Below are 20,920 nucleotides of genomic sequence, written 5' to 3' on the forward strand. Positions count from 1 at the left end.
CACCCAAGACCAAAGTCACAAGCCCAAATAAATTTTAATAGCAAAAACAATAGGTTATTTGTAGTTTGATAGGAGCGGGCTTGCTCGCGATAGCATCCACTCGGCATGCCTGAGGGTCCGCGGTGCCTGCATCGCGAGCAAGCCCCCTCCCACACACTAGGCGCTGAAGCCTCGGCGGCCTTGCAGGCCGCCGGTGTGCACAAAGATCAACCGCGTGCCAGGGCCGAAGCGTCCAGCCTCAATCTGTTGCTTCAAGGCCAACAAGGCTTTGCCGGTGTAAAGGGGCTCCAGCGGCACGCCACAGGCTTGTTCGGTGGCGTGGATAAAGTCGAGCAACGGCGGATCAACCTTGGCAAAACCGCCTCGGCTGGCATCCACCAGTTCATAACCACCCCGCACAATAGCCCGCACGTTCTGCGCCACGCCATGATCATCCGGCACCGCCAAGGCGCCAAACACTGCATGCGCGCCTGCCTCGGCCAGTGCCAACCCAGCCAGCGTGGTACCCGTGCCCGCCGCCAACCACCAGGCGTCATAATCGTCCCAGCCAAGGCTGCCGAGTTGCGTGCGCACCTGCTCCAGCAGCACTGCGCAACCGAATGCCCCTTCGATGCCGCCACCGCCTTCGGGCACGGGGTGCAGTGCGGGATACTGCTCACGCCAAGGCAGCCAAAAATCCGCCTCATGCCGCGCACGATAGCCGCCATAACCCAGCCAATGCAGTTGCATGCCAAACGCTTTCAAGTCGAGCACCGTCGGCGTGTCTTGAGGATGCCCACGCAGCAGGCCGACCGTGGTGAACCCAAAGCGTTTACCGGCGGCCGCCAACGCGTGCAGGTGGTTGGAGTGCGCGCCGCCGAGGCTGATGACACCGCTGGCACCGGCGATCTGCGCCTGTGCCAGATGCTCGGTGAGCTTGAACCATTTGTTGCCGCTGATCAGCGGGTCGATGCGGTCCAGGCGCAGCACGGCCACCTCGACGCCGTTCAGCCAATCCAGCTGCAACGGTTCAAGGGGGGCGCGGGGCAGCCAGTCGAAAGGACCCATAACGCGAGCGCATCCGTGTGCAAAAAGGGGCGCTAGTCTACCACCGCCCCATGCGGGTTTTTACAGCTCGGCGGCGAGGCGCGAGCCCTGGTTGATGGCGCGCTTGGCGTCCAGCTCAGCCGCCACATCGGCGCCGCCGATCAGGTGCACGTGCTGGCCCGCGGCGAGCAGGCCGTCGTGCAGTTCACGCAGTGGGTCCTGGCCTGCGCAGATAACAATGTTGTCGACTGCCAGCACCCGCGGCTCACCCTCGGCGCCGATGCGGATGTGCAGGCCTGCCTCGTCAATCTTCAGGTATTCCACGCCGTTGAGCATCTGCACCTGCTTGTTCTTAAGGCCGGTGCGATGAATCCAGCCGGTGGTCTTGCCCAGGCCGTCGCCGACCTTGGAGGCCTTGCGCTGCAGCAGGAATACCTCACGCGCCGGCGCATGCGGTTGAGCGGTGATACCGGCAACGCCGCCACGCGCTTGCAACTGGGTGTCGATGCCCCACTCTTTCCAGAACGCATCACGGTCCAGGCTGGTGGACACGCCCTGATGCACCAGAAACTCGGAAACGTCGAAGCCGATACCGCCCGCGCCGATCACCGCCACACGCTTGCCCACCGGCTTGCGCTCAAGGATCACGTCCAGGTAGCTCAGCACCTTGGCGTTGTCGATACCCGGTATCGCCGGGGTACGCGGCGCGATGCCAGTGGCCAAAATGATCTCGTCGTAACCGCCCGCTGCCAGTTGCGCCACGTCCACACGGGTGTTGAGGCACAACTCGACATGCGTGGTCTGCAGCTTGCGATTGAAGTAACGCAGGGTTTCGAAAAACTCTTCTTTGCCCGGTACGCGCTTGGCGATGTTGAACTGGCCGCCGATCTCGCTGGCGGAGTCGAACAGCGTCACCTGATGGCCGCGCTCGGCCGCCACGGTGGCCGCCGCCAGCCCCGCTGGACCGGCACCGACCACGGCGATTTTTTTGATCTGTTTGACCGGCAGGTAATTAAGCTCGGTTTCGTAACACGCGCGCGGGTTGACCAGGCAGGTGGTCAGTTTGCCGCCAAACGTATGGTCCAGGCAGGCTTGGTTGCAACCGATGCAGGTGTTGATTTCATCCGCACGACCGGCTGCCGCCTTGTTGACGAACTCCGGGTCGGCGAGGAACGGCCGCGCCATCGAGACCATGTCGGCATCGCCTTCGGCGAGGATCTGCTCGGCGATTTCCGGGGTGTTGATGCGGTTGGTGGTGATCAGCGGAATCTGCACCGCACCGCGCAGTTTGGCGGTGACTTTGCTGAACGCGCCACGCGGCACTTTGGTCGCAATGGTCGGGATACGCGCTTCGTGCCAGCCAATGCCGGTATTGATAAGGGTGGCACCGGCCTGCTCGATCGCTTTGGCCAACTGCACGATTTCTTCCCAACTGCTGCCGCCTTCCACCAGGTCGAGCATCGACAGGCGGAAAATAATGATGAAATTCGGGCCGACCGCTTCACGCACACGGCGCACGATGTCGACTGCCAGGCGCATGCGATTTTCGTAGCTGCCACCCCAACGGTCGGTGCGGTGGTTGGTATGCGCGGCGAGGAACTGGTTAATGAAGTAGCCTTCAGAGCCCATGATCTCGACGCCGTCATACTCGGCGACCTGTGCCAACAGCGAGCAGGTGACGAAATCCTCGATCTGCTTCTGAATGCCCTCCTCGTCCAGCGCCTTGGGCTTGAACGGGTTGATCGGCGCCTGAATCGCGCTCGGTGCGACCTGCTTGGGGCTATAGGCATAACGCCCGGCGTGGAGGATTTGCATGCAGATTTTGCCGCCCGCCGCATGCACCGCCTGGGTCACGATCTTGTGCTGCTGCGCTTCTTCGTCGGTGGTCAGCTTGGCTGCACCGGCGTACACCCCGCCCTCGTCATTCGGGCCAATGCCACCCGTTACCATCAGGCCGACGCCACCGCGTGCGCGCTCGGCAAAATACGCCGCCATGCGCTCGAAACCGCCGGGTTTTTCTTCAAGGCCGGTGTGCATCGACCCCATCAGGGTGCGGTTGCGCAAGGTGGTGAAACCCAAGTCCAACGGGGCCAGCAGGTGCGGGTAAGCAGCAGCGGTCATGGTACAGCTCCACAACGGATCATCACGGGGCGTGGCACGCTCAAACGGCATGCCATCGGTTTATGCCCACAGACTAAGAGCCGGCGGACTACTGCTCAATGACTGAAACTGACAACTTATTGATCAGAATGCACAGCGGCGCTTGGCAAGCGAGTGCAGGCGCCCTACCCTAGGCGGCGAACCCTACACACGGTCTGTTGTCTGTTGCCCCATGCGTAAACTTCTAGCGTTCACCGTCTCCATGGCCCTGGTTGCCGCCGTCGCCGCGTATCTGGTCTGGACCCAGGAGCGCCCCGTGGCGCATTACCTGTCAGACCTGCGCATCACCCTGGCCGTCAACGAAGGCGAGCCTGCCGATCGCGGCAACTTGCTCGGCATCCAGCCGGAGCTGTTCCCCGCCGACTACCAGAGCCTCGAACGCCTGCACTTGAAGCTCGCGGCGTACCTGCAAAAAGCCCGCGAGCAAGGGCTGATCAATCAAAAGACTGTGGTCGTGCTGCCGGAACACATCGGCACATGGCTGATGCTCAGCGGTGAAAAAAACGAGCTGTATCAGGCCGTGCACCTCAAGGATGCAATGAACTGGCTGTCGGCCAGCAACCCGCTGCAGTTCGCACGCGCCTGGCTCAGCGCCACGGGCGGTAACCGCATGGACGACGCGTACCTGCGCATGAAAGCCCGCGCCATGGCCCGCGACTATCAGGTGCTGTTCGGTGGCCTGGCCAAAGAGTTTGGCGTAACCGTGGTGGCCGGCTCCATCACCCTGCCCAACCCGAGCGTCAGCCAGGGCCAACTGCAGATTGGCGACGGCGCGTTGTACAACGCCAGCGTGGTGTTTGGTGCGGACGGCTTGGCCGTCGGCCAGCCGCAGCGTCAGTTCTACCCGATCTACGATGAGCGCGAGTTTATCGAGCCGGGTGATGAAAACCTCGTCAGCGTGGTCGATACGCCGGCTGGGCGCCTGGGCATTCTGATCGGCAGCGACAGCTGGTACCCGGACAACTACCGCAAACTCAACGAGCAAGGCGCGCAATTGGTCGCCGTGCCCGCTTTCGTGACTGGCCGCGACACGTGGGACCGCCCATGGCGCGGTTTCAAAAGCGTCTCGACGCCGACGGAAATCAGCCTCAAGCCCGAAGAACTCAGCGAAGGCGACGCCTGGCACCGCCTCACGCTGATCAGCCAACAGCCGATCAGCCAGGCCGCCGCCGGCATGAGCGTGTTCCTGCGTGGGCAGTTCTGGGACTTGGGCACCGCCGGGCAGAGTTTTCTCAGCAGCAACGGGCAAATTGCTGCCGACCGCGATGCCCATGGCGCGCGCTTGCTGAATATCTGGCTGTAACGCCTTGAAGCCGGTGCGACTTGGCGACCTGTCAGTGGCCTTCGTGCACACCCTGGCCGACGCGATTCACAGCCACGGCCTGGACCCGCAACCGCTGCTGCTGCAATACGGCCTTGACCCGGCACGCCTCGCCGAAGCCGGCGCACGCTTGTCGATCCCGCGCTACATGCGCCTGGGCCATGCCGCCATCCAACTGACCGGCGACCCGGGCCTGGGCCTGCGCATGGGCCAGCTCAGCCGGTTGAGCCAGGCCGGTTTGGCCGGCGTGACCGCGGCACAAGCGCCTAACGTGCGTGAAGCCGCGCGCACGCTGACCCGTTTTGAAGCGCTGTACGGCTCTAACTATCGCGGGCAGTCGAGTTTTCATGAAGATGCCGACGGCGCCTGGCTGCGTTTTTACTCGATTAGCCCGTACAACGCTTACAACCGCTTTGTAGTGGATTCGATCATCGCCGGTTGGCTGCAGCAATTGTCCAGCCTGGCTCAGCAAACCGTGCAGGCACAACGCATCGACATCGAGTTCGACGCGCCGGGTTACAGCGCGCAGTACAGCGTGCTGGGTGACAACCCGATCCACTTTGGCGCCGAGGCCAACCAATTGCGCCTCAGCCAGCAAACCCTGGCCATGCGTAACCCGCAGCATTGCCCGAGCACCTGGCAGCTGTTGCTGAAGTTGTGTGAACGTGAATTGGAACAACTGACCCGCACCCGCAGCCTGCGCGAGCGCATTACCCGCTTGCTGGGGCCGATGCTCAATGGCGGCCGGGAACCCGACCTGGAAGAAGTGGCGGCACGCTTGAAGCTGCCCACCTGGACGCTGCGCCGCAAGCTGGCCGAAGAAGGCACTCAGTTCCGCGCGATTCTCAACGATACCCGCCGCGATTTGGCCATGACCTACATCCGCGACACGGAATTGGCCTTCGGCGAGATCGCTTACTTGCTCGGGTTTGCCTCAGCCCAGGCGTTTCAACGGGCCTTCAGGCGATGGAACAACCAGACCCCAGGGGAATTTCGCCGCAGTCAGCGGCATTCCGCCTGAAGTAGGTGTTACAGCTCGGTTGCGTCGTCGGCCGGGTCCAGTGGGTCCAGTTCAAAGGCCTGGTACTCCAGCAGTTCTTCTTGGTATTCGTCCATGGTGTACTCCTTGTTGGGTTAAAGCGGCTGTCAATTAATGACCTGCACAGCCAGCCTAAAGTGCCGTGATGACGAAAAAAAGTCCGCGTCATGACGTTTCTGCACTCCAACATTAAACGTAGCAGCGTTGTAACGATTTAGCACCAGGATTTATGCACGGGGCAAGCAGCCGCTACGGGATCAACGCTGCTAAAGCGAACCCCCGTAGCGGTGTGGATTACTGCGCAGCGTTTGGCAGCGGAGGAATCGCCTCGGTCGGCGCCGGCAGTGCCGGGTTGGTCACCGCCGGCGCAGGCTCGGAGGTTGGCTGCGGGGTTGGCGGGAGTGATGAGTCAGGCGCTGATTCAGGCGCCGTTTCGGTAGCGGGTTGCGCCTGTGGAGCAATCGGCGCCGCCTCGGGTGGCGGTACAATCGGCTCCGAAGCCGCCGGTGCTGCCGGTTCTTCCTTCGGCGCCTCGACCTTCTCGACGGCCGCAGCAGCCTTGGGTTCCGGCACGCCCAGTTCAGCTTTCGGCTTTTCCGGGATATGCGCAGCCTTCTTCACTTCCTGCGGCAGGAACACATCCACCAGCGCAAAGTAACGGTCATAGAACTTCGGCGCCGAAACCGTCTCACTCGCCACCTTGACCATTGAGTCATCGGTGGAGCCAATCGGCATCGACAACGAACCCAGCACACCTACCCCGACACTCGCCGAGTTGTTGACCTTCTTCAGCGCGTAACGGTCCTGCAAGGCGTTGGCAAAAATCGTCGAGTGATTGTTGCCCTTGCCGTCATCGGCACACACCACGTTGAAACTGATTTGCAGATGCGTCTCGCCGGTTTGCTGGAAGCTCTTGTTACCCACTACCAGCTTCGGATCGCTGCTGGTAATGATGTAACCCTGGCTCAACAGCGCACGCCGTGCTGCTTCGCACGCGGCCACATCGGTGACCGGGTAATCACGCGAGAACGTACCGGAGTCGTCGAAAGCCTCATGTTCATAAATAGCGGTCTTGGGTGACGAGCAGCCCGCAGCGCCCGCCAGCACCAGCGCCAACCCGAGGCTACGCAAGTGAAATGATGTCGACATCGAAAATCCTGAGGAAAACAGTCCGGACGGTATTGTGCAACATAACGGGCGGTTGGCGCGCGCATTCCTGTCGGTAAAACGTCACAGGCTTACACCACGGCGCCTGCAGGAAACAGCTCAGTACACATATGGTCGATAAACACGCGCAGTTTGGCCGAGGCATGCCGACTTGACGGCCATAACAGCCAGAAGCTGCCACGGTGTTCAAGGCAGTCGTCCAACACCCGTTGCAAGCGCCCTTGATGCACCGCCGCATTCACCATGAAGTCCGGCAGGCAGGCGATGCCCAAGCCTTCGTACACCGCCTGGTTGAGGGATTCGAGGGTGCTGCTGACCAGCGGCGTGCGCAACACCGGCTCGGCCACGCCCGGTACGTGGCGCAACGGCCAGGGTTCAAGCTTACCGGTGGCGCAGAATTTATGCCGCAGGCAGGCGTGGCCGCTCAAGTCTTGGGGCTGTTGCGGGGTGCCGTGGCGGGCGAAGTATTCCGGGGTGCCGACCAACACCAAGCGAAAATGCCCCAAGTGACGCGCCATCAAGCGCGAGTCTTCCGGCTTGCCGGTGCGAATCACCGCGTCGAAGCCTTCCTCGATCACATCGACCATGCGGTCTGAAAAATCCACATCCAGCTCGATCTCCGGGTAGGCGCGCATAAAGTCGCTGAGCACCGGCATCAGTAGCCCACGCACGTGCGGCACGCTGATGCGCAACTTGCCACGCGGGGTAGCGCCCGCCTCGGTCAGCGCCTGCTCGGCCGCCTCGACCTCAGCCAGAATCCGCCGCACGCGCTCAAGAAACAGAGCGCCCTCGCTGGTCAACGTAACGCTGCGCGTGTTGCGGTGAAACAAGCGCACGCCCAAGCGCTCCTCGGTGCGCGCAATGCTTTTGCCCACGGCCGACGAAGAAACCCCCAGTACCCGGCCAGCGGCGGTAAAGCTGCGCGCCTCTGCGGCCTGCACGAATACCTCAAGACTGCCCAAACTGTCCATGACCTGACCCTTGAAGATTGCGGACACTGATGTCCGATAAGTTCGGAACCTTAGCCTGTTTTTCCGCAGCGCACAGCGCCCTACTCTGCCAGCTGGCCTTTTTGCATGGACACAGCGCGATGAGCAACAGCTGCGCAATAAACGATTGCCCCTCGGTAACCCGGCGTAACGCGCTGCCTTTAGGCGGCCTGTTGGCATTAGCCTCAGCCGGTTTTATCACCATCCTCACCGAAACCATGCCGGCCGGGCTGTTGCCGCAGATGAGCGCCGGGCTAGGCGTTTCAACGGCACTGGCAGGCCAACTCGTCACCCTTTACGCACTGGGTTCATTGCTCGCGGCAATCCCGCTCACCGTATTGACGCGAGGCTGGCGGCGGCGCCCGCTGTTGCTGATTGCCATCGGCGGCTTTGCCTTGGTCAACAGCGTCACGGCGTTTTCCAGCCATTACGGGCTGACGTTGGTGGCACGCTTTCTCGCCGGGGTATTCGCCGGGCTGCTCTGGGCGTTGCTGGCGGGGTATGCCAGCCGCATGGTTGCGCCGCACTTGCAAGGTCGGGCGATTGCCGTGGCGATGCTCGGCGCGCCGCTGGCATTGTCACTCGGCGTACCGGCAGGCACCTTCCTCGGCAGCGTGGTTGGCTGGCGCCTGAGCTTTGCGAGCATGACCGGCCTGACACTGTTGCTATTGATATGGGCGCGCTGGCAGCTCCCGGATTTTGCCGGCGAACACAGCAAAACACGCTTGGGCCTGCGCCAGGTGCTGAGCTTGCCAGGCATTTGCCCGGTGCTGTGGGTGACCTTCACCTACGTGTTGGCCCACAACATTCTCTACACCTACATCACGCCCTTGTTAGTGCCCGCCGGGCTTGCCGCCGACATCGACCGCGTACTGTTGGTGTTTGGCCTGGCGGCGCTGCTAAGCATCTGGCTGGTGGGGGCGTTGATTGATCGGTGGTTGCACGCGTTGCTGGTGATCAGCTGCGCACTGTTTGGCCTGATCGCCTTGGCGCTGGGGTTCTGGGCAGACTCGCCAGCCGTCATCTACAGCGCTGTCGCCGTCTGGGGTTTGGCATTCGGCGGCCTCGCGGCCCTGCTTCAAACGGCACTGGCCAAGGCGGCGGGCGCGTCGGCGGATACTGCGCAGTCGATGCTGGTGACGGTGTGGAACCTGGGCATAGCCGGCGGCGGGTTGGCGGGTGGTGTGTTGCTTCAAGGCTGGGGCGTCGGAGCATTTGCGTGGGCGGTTGCCCTACTGATGCTGCTCGCCTTGGCTGGCAGCCTGAATCGCCGATAAAAAAAGCCCCCGGTCCTTTCAGACCGGGGGCTTTTTATTCAAAGCCGCATCAGAACTTCTTGATGTCAGCCTTGGCTTCCAACTGCTTGCGGTAGGCAGCAAAGTCTTGCTGGCCAATACGCGAAGCGAGGAAGCGGCGGTATTGCGCCTTTTCTTCGTCCGTCGGCGCAGCCGCTTCGTTGACACCGTTCAAGCGCACGATCACCAGGCTACCGTCAGCCAGGGTTACCGTGGTGAAGGTCGGCTTGTCCTTGGCCGCAGGCTTGGGCATGCGGAACAGGGCTTGCAGCACAGCTGGTTCAATCGCTTCCTGGCTACGGGTAGCCGCTTCGGTGACCTTCCACGCCTGGCCATCTATTGGCTGGTTCAGCGCGGTTTTGCCATCACGCAGGCTGGCGATCAACTCGTCAGCATGCGCCTTGGCCGCCACGCTCGCGCGCTCTTTGGCCATCTGTGCACGAATCGCCGCCGAGACACTGTCGAGTGGCAGTTGCGCAGGTTTCAGATGCTCTTTGGCACGCAGCACGATGATGGTTTCCGGGTCCAGCTCAAGGGCGCTGCTGTTGGCACCTTCATCCAGCACTTCCGGGCTGAACGCAGCAGTGACCACGGCACGGTTGGCCGCAACACCTTCGCCACCTTCACGGCCAAACGGCGCGGAGGTGTGCACGGTCAGCTTGAGGTCAGACGCCGGCTGGGCCAGGTCGGACGCTTCGAATGCCGCATCTTCCAATTGCTTGGTAGCTTCGACAAAGCGCTGCTCAACCTGCTGAGCCTTGAGCTCACGGGTAAGCTTGTCTTTCAGGCTGGCGAACGACGGCACTTGCGGTGCTTCAACGCCCAACAGCTTGATCAGGTGCCAACCGAAGGTCGTGCGCACCGGCGCCGAAACCTGGTCCTTGTTCAACGCGTACAAGGCCGTTTCAAAGTCCGGGTCGTAGACACCAGGCCCCGCGAAACCAAGGTCACCACCATTGTTGGCGGAGCCTGGGTCCTGCGAAAACTCTTTCGCCAGCGCTTCGAACTTCTCACCTTTGGCCAGGCGGGCCTGGATGTCTTCGATCTTGGCCTTGGCTTGCGCCTCGGTCACCTTGTCGTTGACTTCAATCAGAATGTGCGCGGCACGACGCTGTTCAGCGAGGTTGGCGGTTTCCTTTTGATAGGCGGCCTGCAGTTCATCGTCCTTGACGGTAACCTGGTCGAAGAACGAAGACTTCTTCAGTTCCAGATAATCGATGACCACTTGGTCCGGCGTCATGAACTCTTTGGCGTGCTGATCGTAGTAAGCCTTGACCTCGTCGTCGGTGAGCTTCACCGCCGCAGGGTCGGCCTTGATGTTGACGGTGGCAAAATCGCGCGTCTGTTTTTCCAGACGGGCGAATGCCAGTACCTCGGCGTCGGTCACAAAACCGCTGCCGGCGATACCTGCGCGAACCTGGCCGATGAGCATTTCCTGAGTCAGCATCTGACGAAATTGCAGACGGCTGTAGCCCAGCTGACGAATCACCTGATCAAAGCGTTCGGCGTTGAATTTGCCGTCCACCTGGAATTCCGGCGTTTGCAGGATGACTTGGTCCAGCGCCGCTTCAGAGAAGCCGAACTTCGAATCAGCCGCACCTTGCAGCAACAGCTTGCGATCGATCAGACCCTTGAGGGCCGCATCGTGCAGCAGTTTTTCGTCCAGCAAAGAAGCATCGAAATCCTTGCCAAGCTGTTGCATCAGCTGGCGACGTTGCATGTCGACGGCCTGGCTCAACTCGGGTTGGGTGATCTCTTCACCGTTAACCTTGGCCACGTCCTGCTTGTTGTTGGTCGAAGCCTGGAAAATGGCCTCGATACCGGTGAACGCCATCAATGCGACGATGATCCCGATAATGGTTTTGGCAATCCAGCCTTGTGAATTGTCCCTGATATTCTGCAGCATGCGTCCCCCAGAAACGGTTGATCTTCAAAAATTAGGCAACCGTGGAGCGTGGGTAGAGTCCGGATAGAAGAAAGGCGCATCCGAGGATGCGCCTTCTCGTAACTGGCGGAGCGGACGGGGGTTTGAACCAACACCCCAGGCCATGGCGACCCAATGGATACGTGGGTCAGCTGCCGCTCCGCTGCCAGGCCAGACCTGCGTCTGACCCGGGTAGGCAAGGCTTGAGCGAAGCTTAGTTAACGGCTTCTTTCAGCGCTTTACCGGCTTTGAAACCTGGTTTTTTGGCAGCAGCGATTTGCAGTGCTTTGCCAGTCTGTGGGTTACGGCCAGTACGCGCTGGGCGGTCGGTCACAGAGAAAGTACCGAAGCCAACCAGCACTACGGAGTCGCCGGCCTTCAGAGCGCCAGTGACGGATTCGATTACTGCGTCCAGCGCACGGCCAGCAGCAGCTTTCGGGATATCAGCGGATGCGGCGATAGCATCAATCAGTTCCGACTTGTTCACTCTAAGTCCCCTTATATATCTATTGAGTATGATTCTAAGTTTTTTGGTGAAAGCAAAAACCAGTGCTGAATGGCCTACAGACACTTAAGAGCCGCTTTATAACAAGGGCTCTAAAAAGCTGTCAAGGAAGCTCCCAGGCTTATTCGCATTAATGCGTGCTAATTCTTTCCTTCGAATCAGACTCGCGTTTTTCGTCCTTGGCGACTATCTCCGGAGCCACATCCGGCAAGGGCTCCGGCGCGTATTGCAGCGCAATTTGCAGGACCTCGTCAATCCATTTAACCGGGTTAATCTGAAGATCCTGCTTGATGTTGTCAGGAATTTCCTTCAAGTCGCGAACATTCTCTTCAGGAATGATCACCGTCTTGATTCCACCCCGGTGCGCAGCAAGCAGTTTCTCTTTCAGGCCACCGATGGCCAGTACCTGGCCACGCAGGGTAATTTCCCCGGTCATCGCCACATCGGCGCGCACCGGAATGCCGGTCAACGCCGACACCAGCGCCGTGCACATGCCTACACCAGCGCTAGGGCCGTCTTTGGGCGTCGCGCCTTCCGGCATATGGATGTGGGTGTCGTGCTTCTCGTGGAAGTCCAGGGGGATGCCCAGGCTTCTGGCGCGGCTGCGCACCACGGTCTGCGCGGCAGTGATCGATTCGACCATCACATCACCGAGTGAACCGGTCTTGATCAACTGACCTTTGCCCGGAATCACAGCGGCTTCAATGGTCAGCAATTCGCCACCCACCTGAGTCCACGCCAAGCCAGTCACCTGGCCAACCTGATCCTGTTGTTCAGCCAGGCCGTAACGGAATTTTTTCACCCCGAGGAAGTGTTCCAGAGAGTCGGCAACCACCTTCACCGAGAAGCGTTTTTCCAGCGCGTGCTCTTTGACCGCCTTGCGGCAAATTTTTGCGATCTGGCGCTCAAGGCCCCGTACACCGGCCTCGCGGGTGTAGTAACGCACGATGTCACGGATCGATTCGACATCAAATTCGATCTCGCCCTTTTTCAGGCCGTTGGCCGAAATCTGCTTGGGCGCGAGGTATTTGACGGCAATGTTGATCTTCTCGTCTTCGGTGTAACCCGGCAGACGAATCACCTCCATCCGGTCCAGCAAGGCTGGCGGAATGTTCATCGAGTTGGAGGTGCACAGGAACATTACGTCGGACAGGTCGTAGTCGACTTCCAGGTAATGGTCGTTGAAATTGTGGTTCTGCTCGGGGTCGAGCACTTCGAGCAACGCCGACGCCGGGTCGCCACGCATGTCGCTGCCCATTTTGTCGATTTCATCGAGCAGGAACAGCGGGTTGCGCACACCCACCTTTGTCATCTTTTGAATCAATCTACCCGGCATCGAACCGATATAAGTACGGCGATGGCCGCGAATTTCAGCTTCATCACGCACACCGCCGAGGGCCATGCGCACAAATTTGCGATTGGTCGCGTTGGCGATGGACTCAGCCAGGGACGTTTTACCGACACCCGGAGGACCGACCAGGCACAACACCGGGCCACGAATTTTCTTCACGCGCTTTTGCACTGCGAGGTATTCGAGGATGCGTTCTTTGACTTCTTCGAGGCCGTAGTGATCGGCGTCCAGAATGTCTTCGGCGCGCGCCAGGTCCAGGCGCACTTTGGTCTGCGCCTTCCACGGCACCTGCACCAACCAGTCGATGTAGGAGCGAACCACGGTGGCTTCGGCCGACATTGGCGACATTTGCTTGAGCTTGTTCAGCTCGGCAGTGGCCTTGGCCAATGCATCTTTGGGCAGGCCGGCGGCATCGATGCGCTTTTTCAGCTCTTCGATTTCGTTGTGGCCTTCTTCGCTGTCGCCAAGCTCCTTCTGAATGGCCTTCATCTGCTCATTCAGGTAGTACTCGCGCTGGCTGCGTTCCATTTGTTTCTTGACGCGACCACGAATGCGCTTCTCAACCTGCAGCAGGTCAATCTCGCCATCGAGCAAGGCCAGCACGTGTTCAACACGCGCCGACAGGTCAATAATTTCGAGAATGTCTTGCTTCTGCTCGATCTTCAGCGCCATGTGCGCAGCCATGGTGTCGACCAGGCGGCTTGGCTCATCAATGCTGTTGAGCGAAGACAGGACTTCAGCCGGGACTTTTTTACCCAACTGCACATACTGCTCGAACTGCGAGAGCAGGCTGCGTACAAAGACTTCGGACTCGCGCTCAGGCGCTTCGACTTCGTCGATCAGCACCACTTCGGCGCGCAGGTGGCCGTCCACCTCCATGAACCGCTCCACAGCACCGCGCTGCTCGCCTTCCACCAGCACCTTGACGGTGCCATCAGGCAGTTTGAGCAATTGCAGCACAGTGGCAATGGTGCCAACGCGATACAGGGCGTCTTCGCCTGGATCATCATCAGCCGGATTTTTTTGGGCCAACAGCAGGATCTGCTTGTCGCCCGTCATCGCTGCCTCAAGGGCTTCGATAGACTTCTCGCGCCCCACGAACAGCGGGATAACCATGTGCGGATAGACGACGACATCACGCAACGGCAGGAGAGGCAATTCGATGGTTGTCTTCATGATTTCGCCTCTATGACAGTTGAAAAAATAACTTGAAACCAAGATGGGGGCTGCATGCAAAAAAAACAAGCTCAATGCCAGCAGTTAAACGCATGAATAAACGCGAATTTTAACCCTAGCCTGAAAAACAGCCCCAAAAAACAAGGGGCCTCAAAAGGCCCCTTGCTATTACTGCAACTGCAAAACGCTTACGCGTCTGGCGCAGCCTTGGCAGCCGGCTCACTGTTTTCGTAGATATACAGTGGCTTGGACTTACCTTCGATAACGCTTTCGTCGATCACCACTTTACTCACCTCGGACTGCGAGGGGATTTCGTACATGGTGTCGAGCAATACGCCTTCGAGGATCGAACGCAAACCACGTGCACCGGTCTTGCGCTCCAGCGCCCGCTTGGCCACTGATTTGAGTGCGTCGGTACGGAACTCGAGGTCTACACCTTCCATCTCGAACAACTTGGCATATTGCTTGGTCAGGGCGTTTTTCGGCTCGGTGAGGATCTGAATCAAAGCAGCCTCATCCAGCTCGTCCAACGTGGCCAGGACCGGCAGACGACCCACAAACTCCGGGATCAGACCGAACTTGACCAAATCGTCAGGCTCGACTTCACGCAGGGACTCGCCGACCTTCTTGCCTTCTTCCTTGCTGCGCACTTCTGCACTGAAACCGATGCCGCCACGGGTAGAACGCTGCTGAATAACCTTTTCCAGCCCCGAAAACGCACCGCCACAGATGAACAGGATGTTACGCGTGTCAACCTGAAGGAATTCCTGCTGCGGGTGCTTGCGGCCGCCTTGTGGCGGTACGGAAGCAACCGTGCCTTCAATCAGTTTCAACAGGGCTTGCTGCACGCCTTCACCGGAAACGTCCCGGGTGATCGACGGGTTGTCGGACTTGCGCGAAATCTTGTCGATTTCGTCGATGTAGACAATACCCATCTGGGCCTTCTCTACGTCGTAGTCGCACTTCTGCAGCAGCTTCTGAATGATGTTCTCGACGTCTTCACCTACATAACCAGCTTCGGTCAGGGTGGTGGCGTCGGCGATGGTGAAAGGAACGTTCAACAGGCGGGCGAGCGTTTCTGCAAGCAGGGTTTTACCCGAGCCTGTAGGGCCGATCAGCAAAATGTTGCTCTTGCCGAGTTCGACTTCGTCGCCTTTCTTGTCACGCTGGTTCAAGCGCTTGTAGTGGTTGTATACCGCTACGGCCAGAACCTTCTTTGCACGCTCTTGACCAATCACGTACTGATCAAGGATGCCGCTGATTTCTTTAGGCGAAGGCAATTTATGCGCGCTGCTCTCGGCCTGTGCTTCCTGCACCTCCTCGCGGATGATGTCATTGCACAGGTCGACGCACTCGTCGCAGATAAACACCGAGGGGCCGGCAATCAATTTGCGCACTTCATGCTGGCTTTTGCCACAGAAGGAGCAATAGAGCAGCTTGCCGTTGTCCTCGCCGTTGCGGGTGTCAGTCATTCGTTCGATCCAAATCCGATAGGCTTGCAACACAAGATGAAGGCTTATGCGGGCTTTTTCAAGCCCGCCGGTGGTCGGACATGCCGACCAGCCCTATTTTGAGCTGCTTATATTAAGCGGGGCGCTTTTCGATCACTGCGTCGATCAACCCATATTCACGGGCGGCTTCAGCGCTCATGAAATTGTCGCGGTTGGTGTCGCGCTCGATTTCTTCCAGGGTGTGCCCGCTGTGCTTGGCCATCAATGTATTGAGGCGTTCACGAATAAACAGGATTTCCTTGGCGTGAATTTCGATGTCAGACGCCTGGCCCTGGAAGCCACCCAGTGGCTGGTGAATCATCACACGCGAGTTAGGCAGGCAGTAACGCTTGCCCTCGGCACCTGCTGTGAGCAGGAATGCGCCCATGCTGCAGGCTTGGCCGATGCACGTGGTCGAAACGTTTGGCTTGATGAACTGCATGGTGTCGTAGATCGACATGCCCGCCGTTACCGAACCGCCCGGAGAGTTAATGTAAAGATGGATGTCCTTGTCCGGATTTTCCGCTTCAAGGAACAGCAGTTGCGCGCAAATCAGGTTGGCCATGTAGTCCTCTACAGGGCCGACCAGAAAGATCACTCGCTCCTTGAGCAGGCGCGAGTAGATGTCATAGGCGCGTTCGCCACGAGCAGATTGCTCGACAACCATCGGGACCAGGCCGCCAGCGGCCTGGGTATCAGAGTTCTGCTGAATATAGGAATTACGGAACATGCTCTGCAGTTACTCCCAAATAGTCATGTCTTGAAAACGCATAAGCCAGCGCGAGGCTGGCTTATGGTTGTATTTCGAACGAGTTGGACAATCAGTCGGCTTGTGCTGCTTCCGCCGGTTTGACTGCTTCTTCGTAAGAGACCGCTTTGTCGGTCACCTTAGCCTTCTGCAGAACAGTATCCACAACTTGTTCTTCCAGCACAACCGAACGTACTTCGTTCAGTTGCTGGTCGTTCTTGTAGTACCAGGACACAACCTGCTCAGGCTCCTGGTAGGCCGAGGCCATTTCCTGGATCATTTCACGAACGCGGTCTTCGTCAGGCTTGAGGTCGAACTGCTTGACCACTTCGGCCACGACCAGACCCAGCACAACGCGGCGCTTGGCTTGCTCTTCGAACAGCTCGGCCGGCAGTTGGTCAGGCTTGATGTTGCCACCGAACTGCTGAACCGCTTGAACGCGCAGGCGATCAACTTCGTTGGACAGCAGCGCCTTTGGCACTTCGATCGGGTTGGCAGCCAGCAGACCGTCCATCACCTGGTTTTTGACCTTGGACTTGATGGCCTGACGCAGCTCGCGCTCCATGTTCTTGCGAACTTCGGTGCGGAAGCCTTCGATACCGGTTTCCTTGATACCGAACTGGTTGAAGAACGCTTCGTTCAGTTCTGGCAGCTTAGGCTCGGAAACACTGTTGACCGTCACGGTGAACTCGGCGGCTTTGCCGGCCAGGTCCAGGTTCTGGTAATCAGCCGGGAAGGTCAGGTTCAGCACGCGCTCTTCGCCGGCTTTGGCGCCAACCAGGCCGTCTTCGAAACCCGGGATCATGCGGTTGGAACCCAGCACCAACTGAGTACCCTTGGAGGAGCCGCCAGCGAACTCTTCGCCGTCAGCCTTGCCAACGAAATCGATGTTCAGCTGGTCTTCGTTCTGGGCAGCACGTTCGACCACTTCAAAACGGGTGTTCTGCTTGCGCAGGATTTCCAGCATGTTGTCCAGGTCAGCATCAGCCACGTCAGCGCTCAGGCGCTCAACGGCGATCGAATCGAAACCGGCGACTTCGAACTCTGGAAACACTTCGAATACGGCAACGTATTCCAGGTCTTTGCCGGCTTCCAGCGACTTCGGTTCGATAGACGGCGAGCCAGCCGGGTTCAGCTTGTGCTCAACAACCGCTTCGTAGAAGGACGCCTGAATCACGTCACCTACCGCTTCCTGACGCGCATCAGCACCAAAACGACGCTTGATTTCGCTCATTGGCACTTTGCCTGGACGGAAACCAGCGATTTTGGCCTTTTGGGCAGTCTGCTGCAGACGCTTGTTGACCGCAGTCTCAATACGCTCTGCCGGCACGGTGATGCTCAGGCGGCGCTCGATAGCAGTAGTATTTTCAACAGAAACTTGCATGGATATTCCTCGTTGCACAGACGTTAGCCGGCCGTTTCCGACCCCAGAATCAAGGGCATGCATTCTAGTGGGTCAAACTCAAGAAGTCACCCTACTGAAAACGGGTAGAAAAACAGCAGGCCATTTATAGGTTCAAGTGCACGCATGCACCTCATCCCGTTAGCAAATACAGCGCATCACGCCAAGGCTCTGCATCAACCCTTCTATATATAGAAGCGTCTGGACGCACGCCCTTGGCTACCGACCTTGCAAACAAGGCCGGAGGGCACGGCAGCAGCATCGAGAAACACAAATACGACGAAACGCCCTGCCCTGAAACCTCAAAACACGTAAACAAAAACGGCACAGCCCTTTTTCAGGTACTGCGCCGTTATTCGCTATTAAATAGCTGTACTGATCCTGATACTGCCTCAGACCAGTTATACACGCTCAAAACCGGCAACGATTCTAACGCCAAGGCATTGAGAATGCTTGCTTTTTCTTGGCAACAAGTTTTCGGAACGCAAAAAAAAGCGCCAGATCATTGATCTGGCGCTTTTTCTGAATATGGGGTGGACGAAGGGGATCGAACCCTCGACAACGGGAGTCACAATCCCGTGCTCTACCAACTGAGCTACGCCCACCATATTGCATGAACAAAGAACCCATACAGCTTCTTTGTCGACCCTCACCTGACCCGAGGGCAAGGCGAAGCTTTAAATGGTGCGGATGAAGAGACTCGAACTCTTACGCCTCGCGGCGCTGGAACCTAAATCCAGTGTGTCTACCAATTCCACCACATCCGCGCTTGAAGCTATTAAAGCAAAGGCGCCAGACGATTAATCTGGCGCCTTTTAAAATATGGGGTGGACGAAGGGGATCGAACCCTCGACAACGGGAGTCACAATCCCGTGCTCTACCAACTGAGCTACGCCCACCATAAAACCTTACTTGTGCCAAAGCTGCCTAATGGCGCACCCGGCAGGACTCGAACCTGCGACCATCCGCTTAGAAGGCGGATGCTCTATCCAACTGAGCTACGGGCGCCTGATTAATCTGTACTCTTGGAGGATTACAAACTAAGTGCTGCAAGCCTTGCATAACAACACAAATGCTCGACTTTCGTAACCAGTGCTAGGCTGTGCCCGACAAGTGCGACGAATAGTATAGACGCCCCGGAAACCCGTCAAATCTTTTTTGAAAAAAACTGATTTTATTTAAGGGGTTAGGGCAATTTGCAGACCAAGCGCCTTTGCCCTCACGCCTTGGCGTGCGAGAATGCGCGCACTTTTCTTCCCCCTCTCGATGGTTAATCACGCGTAATGACTGCACAACTTATCGACGGCAAATCAATCGCCGCCAGCCTGCGCCAGCAGATCGCCAAACGAGTCACCGAGCGCCGCCTGCAAGGCCTGCGCACGCCCGGCCTCGCGGTGATCCTGGTCGGCAGCGATCCTGCCTCTCAGGTTTATGTCTCGCACAAGCGTAAAGACTGTGAAGAGGTCGGCTTTGTTTCCAAAGCTTACGACTTGCCGCAAAGCACCCCTCAGCAAGCCCTGACCGACCTGATCGACAGCCTTAATGATGACGCAAACATCGACGGCATCCTGCTGCAACTGCCGCTGCCCGAGCATCTGGACGCCTCCAAACTGCTGGAGCGTATTCGCCCGGACAAAGACGTCGACGGTTTCCACCCTTATAACGTTGGGCGCCTCGCGCAGCGCATTCCATTGCTGCGCCCGTGCACCCCGAAAGGCATCATGACCCTGCTGGAAAGCACCGGTGTCGACCTGTACGGCCTCGACGCGGTGGTGGTCGGCGCCTCCAACATCGTCGGGCGCCCAATGGCCATGGAACTGCTGCTGGCTGGCTGCACTGTGACCGTGACCCACCGCTTCACCAAGGACCTCGCCGGCCACGTCGGCCGCGCTGATTTGGTGGTGGTGGCTGCCGGCAAGCCGGGCCTGGTCAAAGGTGAATGGATCAAGGAAGGCGCCATCGTGATCGACGTGGGCATCAACCGCCAGGACGACGGCAAGCTGGTCGGCGACGTGGTGTACGACACCGCCCTGCCCCGCGCTGGCTGGATAACCCCGGTGCCAGGCGGAGTTGGCCCGATGACCCGCGCCTGCCTGCTGGAAAATACGCTGTACGCGGCAGAAACCCTGCACGACTAATAACCAGCAGTAATGAAAAAGCCCTGCCTTATCGCAGGGCTTTTTATTGCCCGTAAAAAACCTGTTTTTTGTTAGTTTTTAAGCACTTTCGTCCGGTTCTAGAAGAACATTCGACAGTTCTTCATCCATACTCCTAAAATGTAACGTCATTTATCATAAAACCTGTTCCATGGACGGTATTTCCTTACTCTTTAGCGAGTTCATCCGCGTGAAAATTCGTCTCTCTATCGTTAGCCTTTTTTTTGCATTTACAGGCACTTTTGCGCACGCCAGCGAAACCATCATCGCCCCGCGTGACACCTCCAAACTGCAAATCGCCTCCGGCAGCGCCATGCTGGTCGACTTGCAGACCAACAAAGTGATTTATTCGAGCAACCCCGACGTGGTGGTGCCGATTGCTTCGGTCAGCAAATTGATGACCGGCCTGATCGTGCTGGAAGCCAAGCAAAACATGGATGAATACATCGACATCGATATCCAGGACACACCGGAGATGAAAGGCGTGTTCTCCCGGGTAAAAATCGGCAGCCAAATGCCGCGCAAAGAAATGCTGCTGATCGCGCTGATGTCATCGGAAAACCGTGCCGCCGCAAGCCTGGCGCACCATTACCCGGGCGGCTACCCGGCCTTTATTGCAGCGATGAACGCCAAGGCCAAAGCGCTGGGCATGACCAGCACGCATTATGTAGAGCCCACCGGCCTGTCGATTCACAACGTGTCGACCGCCCGAGACCTGAGCAAACTGCTGGCCGCCGCGCGCAAATACCCGATGCTGAGCCAGTTGAGCACCACCAAGGAGAAGACCGTGGCGTTCCGCAAGCCCAACTACACGTTGGGCTTTTCCAACACCGACCACCTGATCAACCGCGCCAACTGGGACATCAAGCTGACCAAGACCGGCTTCACCAACCAGGCGGGCCATTGCCTGGTGCTGGTTACGACCATGGGGAACCGCCCAGTGTCACTGGTGATTCTGGATGCCTTCGGCAAATTCACGCACTTCGCCGATGCCACGCGTATTCGTAACTGGGTCGAGACCGGCAAGAGCGGCTCGGTGCCAGACGTGGCGTTGCGCTACAAGGCTGACAAAAACCTGAAGAACCGCCCTAACGCTGCAGAAGTGCGTCGTTAAGCAATAAACCAGCCTTGGCGCAATCAGGGCTGGCTTAATGTGGGAGAGGGCTTGCTC

General features: G+C 58.7%; 16 protein-coding genes and 4 tRNA genes. 6 read left to right on the forward strand and 14 right to left on the reverse strand.

What is annotated here, in order from left to right:
- Nucleotides 1–156 precede the first annotated feature (156 nt).
- Nucleotides 157–1,047, reverse strand: a complete 891-nt coding sequence (locus ACOZK9_RS02615; RefSeq protein WP_421555217.1) for a 1-aminocyclopropane-1-carboxylate deaminase/D-cysteine desulfhydrase — start codon at nt 1,045–1,047, stop codon at nt 157–159.
- 60 nt (nt 1,048–1,107) lie between these two features.
- On the reverse strand, nt 1,108–3,147 hold the full coding sequence (locus ACOZK9_RS02620; protein WP_058413383.1) for an NADPH-dependent 2,4-dienoyl-CoA reductase: 2,040 nt from the start codon (nt 3,145–3,147) through the stop codon (nt 1,108–1,110).
- A gap of 211 nt (nt 3,148–3,358) precedes the next feature.
- Between ACOZK9_RS02620 and ACOZK9_RS02625 the strand changes: the two genes are divergently transcribed.
- Both ACOZK9_RS02625 and ACOZK9_RS02630 read left to right on the forward strand, forming a co-directional pair.
- Nucleotides 3,359–4,489: a carbon-nitrogen hydrolase family protein gene (locus ACOZK9_RS02625; protein ID WP_058413384.1), complete on the forward strand. Its 1,131-nt coding sequence runs from the start codon at nt 3,359–3,361 to the stop codon at nt 4,487–4,489.
- 4 nt (nt 4,490–4,493) lie between these two features.
- A complete protein-coding gene (locus tag ACOZK9_RS02630) occupies nt 4,494–5,528 on the forward strand; it encodes an AraC family transcriptional regulator (protein ID WP_421555218.1) in 1,035 nt (344 codons plus the stop codon).
- Nucleotides 5,529–5,840: 312 nt separating this feature from the next.
- On the opposite strand, the gene ACOZK9_RS02635 is transcribed toward ACOZK9_RS02630, so the two are convergent.
- Together ACOZK9_RS02635 and ACOZK9_RS02640 are read right to left on the reverse strand one after the other, a co-directional pair.
- Nucleotides 5,841–6,695, reverse strand: a complete 855-nt coding sequence (locus ACOZK9_RS02635; protein ID WP_421555219.1) for a DUF2242 domain-containing protein — start codon at nt 6,693–6,695, stop codon at nt 5,841–5,843.
- Nucleotides 6,696–6,784: 89 nt separating this feature from the next.
- The gene (locus tag ACOZK9_RS02640; RefSeq protein WP_058413387.1) at nt 6,785–7,684 is read right to left on the reverse strand and encodes a LysR family transcriptional regulator; all 900 of its coding nucleotides are present in this window, start codon (nt 7,682–7,684) and stop codon (nt 6,785–6,787) included.
- 119 nt (nt 7,685–7,803) lie between these two features.
- On the opposite strand from ACOZK9_RS02640, the gene ACOZK9_RS02645 reads away from it, so the two are divergent.
- Entirely contained in the window at nt 7,804–8,979 is a 1,176-nt protein-coding gene (locus ACOZK9_RS02645) for an MFS transporter (RefSeq protein WP_421555220.1), read from the forward strand.
- Nucleotides 8,980–9,028: 49 nt separating this feature from the next.
- Here ACOZK9_RS02645 and ACOZK9_RS02650 read toward each other — a convergent pair whose 3' ends face one another.
- The 6 genes from ACOZK9_RS02650 to tig form a co-directional block, all read right to left on the reverse strand.
- On the reverse strand, nt 9,029–10,903 hold the full coding sequence (locus ACOZK9_RS02650; RefSeq protein WP_058413389.1) for a SurA N-terminal domain-containing protein: 1,875 nt from the start codon (nt 10,901–10,903) through the stop codon (nt 9,029–9,031).
- A gap of 232 nt (nt 10,904–11,135) precedes the next feature.
- Nucleotides 11,136–11,423: an HU family DNA-binding protein gene (locus ACOZK9_RS02655; protein WP_221034285.1), complete on the reverse strand. Its 288-nt coding sequence runs from the start codon at nt 11,421–11,423 to the stop codon at nt 11,136–11,138.
- A 133-nt stretch (nt 11,424–11,556) separates the two neighbouring features.
- The gene (gene lon / locus ACOZK9_RS02660) at nt 11,557–13,953 is read right to left on the reverse strand and encodes an endopeptidase La (protein ID WP_421555221.1); all 2,397 of its coding nucleotides are present in this window, start codon (nt 13,951–13,953) and stop codon (nt 11,557–11,559) included.
- A 188-nt stretch (nt 13,954–14,141) separates the two neighbouring features.
- Complete coding sequence (gene clpX, locus ACOZK9_RS02665) at nt 14,142–15,425, reverse strand: ATP-dependent Clp protease ATP-binding subunit ClpX (RefSeq protein WP_010209414.1); 1,284 nt, start codon at nt 15,423–15,425, stop codon at nt 14,142–14,144.
- 112 nt (nt 15,426–15,537) lie between these two features.
- Nucleotides 15,538–16,173 carry an ATP-dependent Clp endopeptidase proteolytic subunit ClpP gene (clpP, locus tag ACOZK9_RS02670; RefSeq protein ID WP_058413391.1) on the reverse strand — a complete coding sequence of 212 codons (636 nt, stop codon included), beginning with the start codon at nt 16,171–16,173 and terminating at the stop codon, nt 15,538–15,540.
- 91 nt (nt 16,174–16,264) lie between these two features.
- Nucleotides 16,265–17,575, reverse strand: a complete 1,311-nt coding sequence (gene tig, locus ACOZK9_RS02675; RefSeq protein WP_058413392.1) for a trigger factor — start codon at nt 17,573–17,575, stop codon at nt 16,265–16,267.
- 233 nt (nt 17,576–17,808) lie between these two features.
- Here tig and ACOZK9_RS02680 point away from each other — a divergent pair, with 233 nt between their 5' ends.
- Nucleotides 17,809–18,102 carry a hypothetical protein gene (locus ACOZK9_RS02680; protein ID WP_143505363.1) on the forward strand — a complete coding sequence of 98 codons (294 nt, stop codon included), beginning with the start codon at nt 17,809–17,811 and terminating at the stop codon, nt 18,100–18,102.
- Nucleotides 18,103–18,122: 20 nt separating this feature from the next.
- Here the strand turns inward: ACOZK9_RS02680 and ACOZK9_RS02685 are convergent.
- The 4 genes from ACOZK9_RS02685 to ACOZK9_RS02700 all read right to left on the reverse strand — a co-directional run bounded on the left by ACOZK9_RS02685 (nt 18,123) and on the right by ACOZK9_RS02700 (nt 18,601).
- Nucleotides 18,123–18,198, reverse strand: a tRNA-His gene (locus ACOZK9_RS02685).
- A gap of 77 nt (nt 18,199–18,275) precedes the next feature.
- Nucleotides 18,276–18,360 (reverse strand) — tRNA-Leu (locus ACOZK9_RS02690).
- Between the two features lie 56 nt (nt 18,361–18,416).
- Nucleotides 18,417–18,492: transfer RNA gene (locus tag ACOZK9_RS02695), tRNA-His, on the reverse strand.
- Between the two features lie 32 nt (nt 18,493–18,524).
- A tRNA-Arg gene (locus ACOZK9_RS02700) sits at nt 18,525–18,601 on the reverse strand.
- A gap of 275 nt (nt 18,602–18,876) precedes the next feature.
- Here ACOZK9_RS02700 and folD point away from each other — a divergent pair.
- The gene (gene folD / locus ACOZK9_RS02705; protein ID WP_122250857.1) at nt 18,877–19,731 is read left to right on the forward strand and encodes a bifunctional methylenetetrahydrofolate dehydrogenase/methenyltetrahydrofolate cyclohydrolase FolD; all 855 of its coding nucleotides are present in this window, start codon (nt 18,877–18,879) and stop codon (nt 19,729–19,731) included.
- A 208-nt stretch (nt 19,732–19,939) separates the two neighbouring features.
- Nucleotides 19,940–20,863 (forward strand): D-alanyl-D-alanine endopeptidase, encoded by a 924-nt coding sequence (gene pbpG, locus ACOZK9_RS02710; RefSeq protein WP_421555222.1) that lies wholly within the window; start codon nt 19,940–19,942, stop codon nt 20,861–20,863.
- The last annotated feature ends 57 nt before the right edge of the window (nt 20,864–20,920 follow it).

The sequence above is a fragment of the Pseudomonas kitaguniensis genome (assembly GCF_049199985.1).
Taxonomy (GTDB): Bacteria; Pseudomonadota; Gammaproteobacteria; order Pseudomonadales; family Pseudomonadaceae; genus Aquipseudomonas; species Aquipseudomonas kitaguniensis.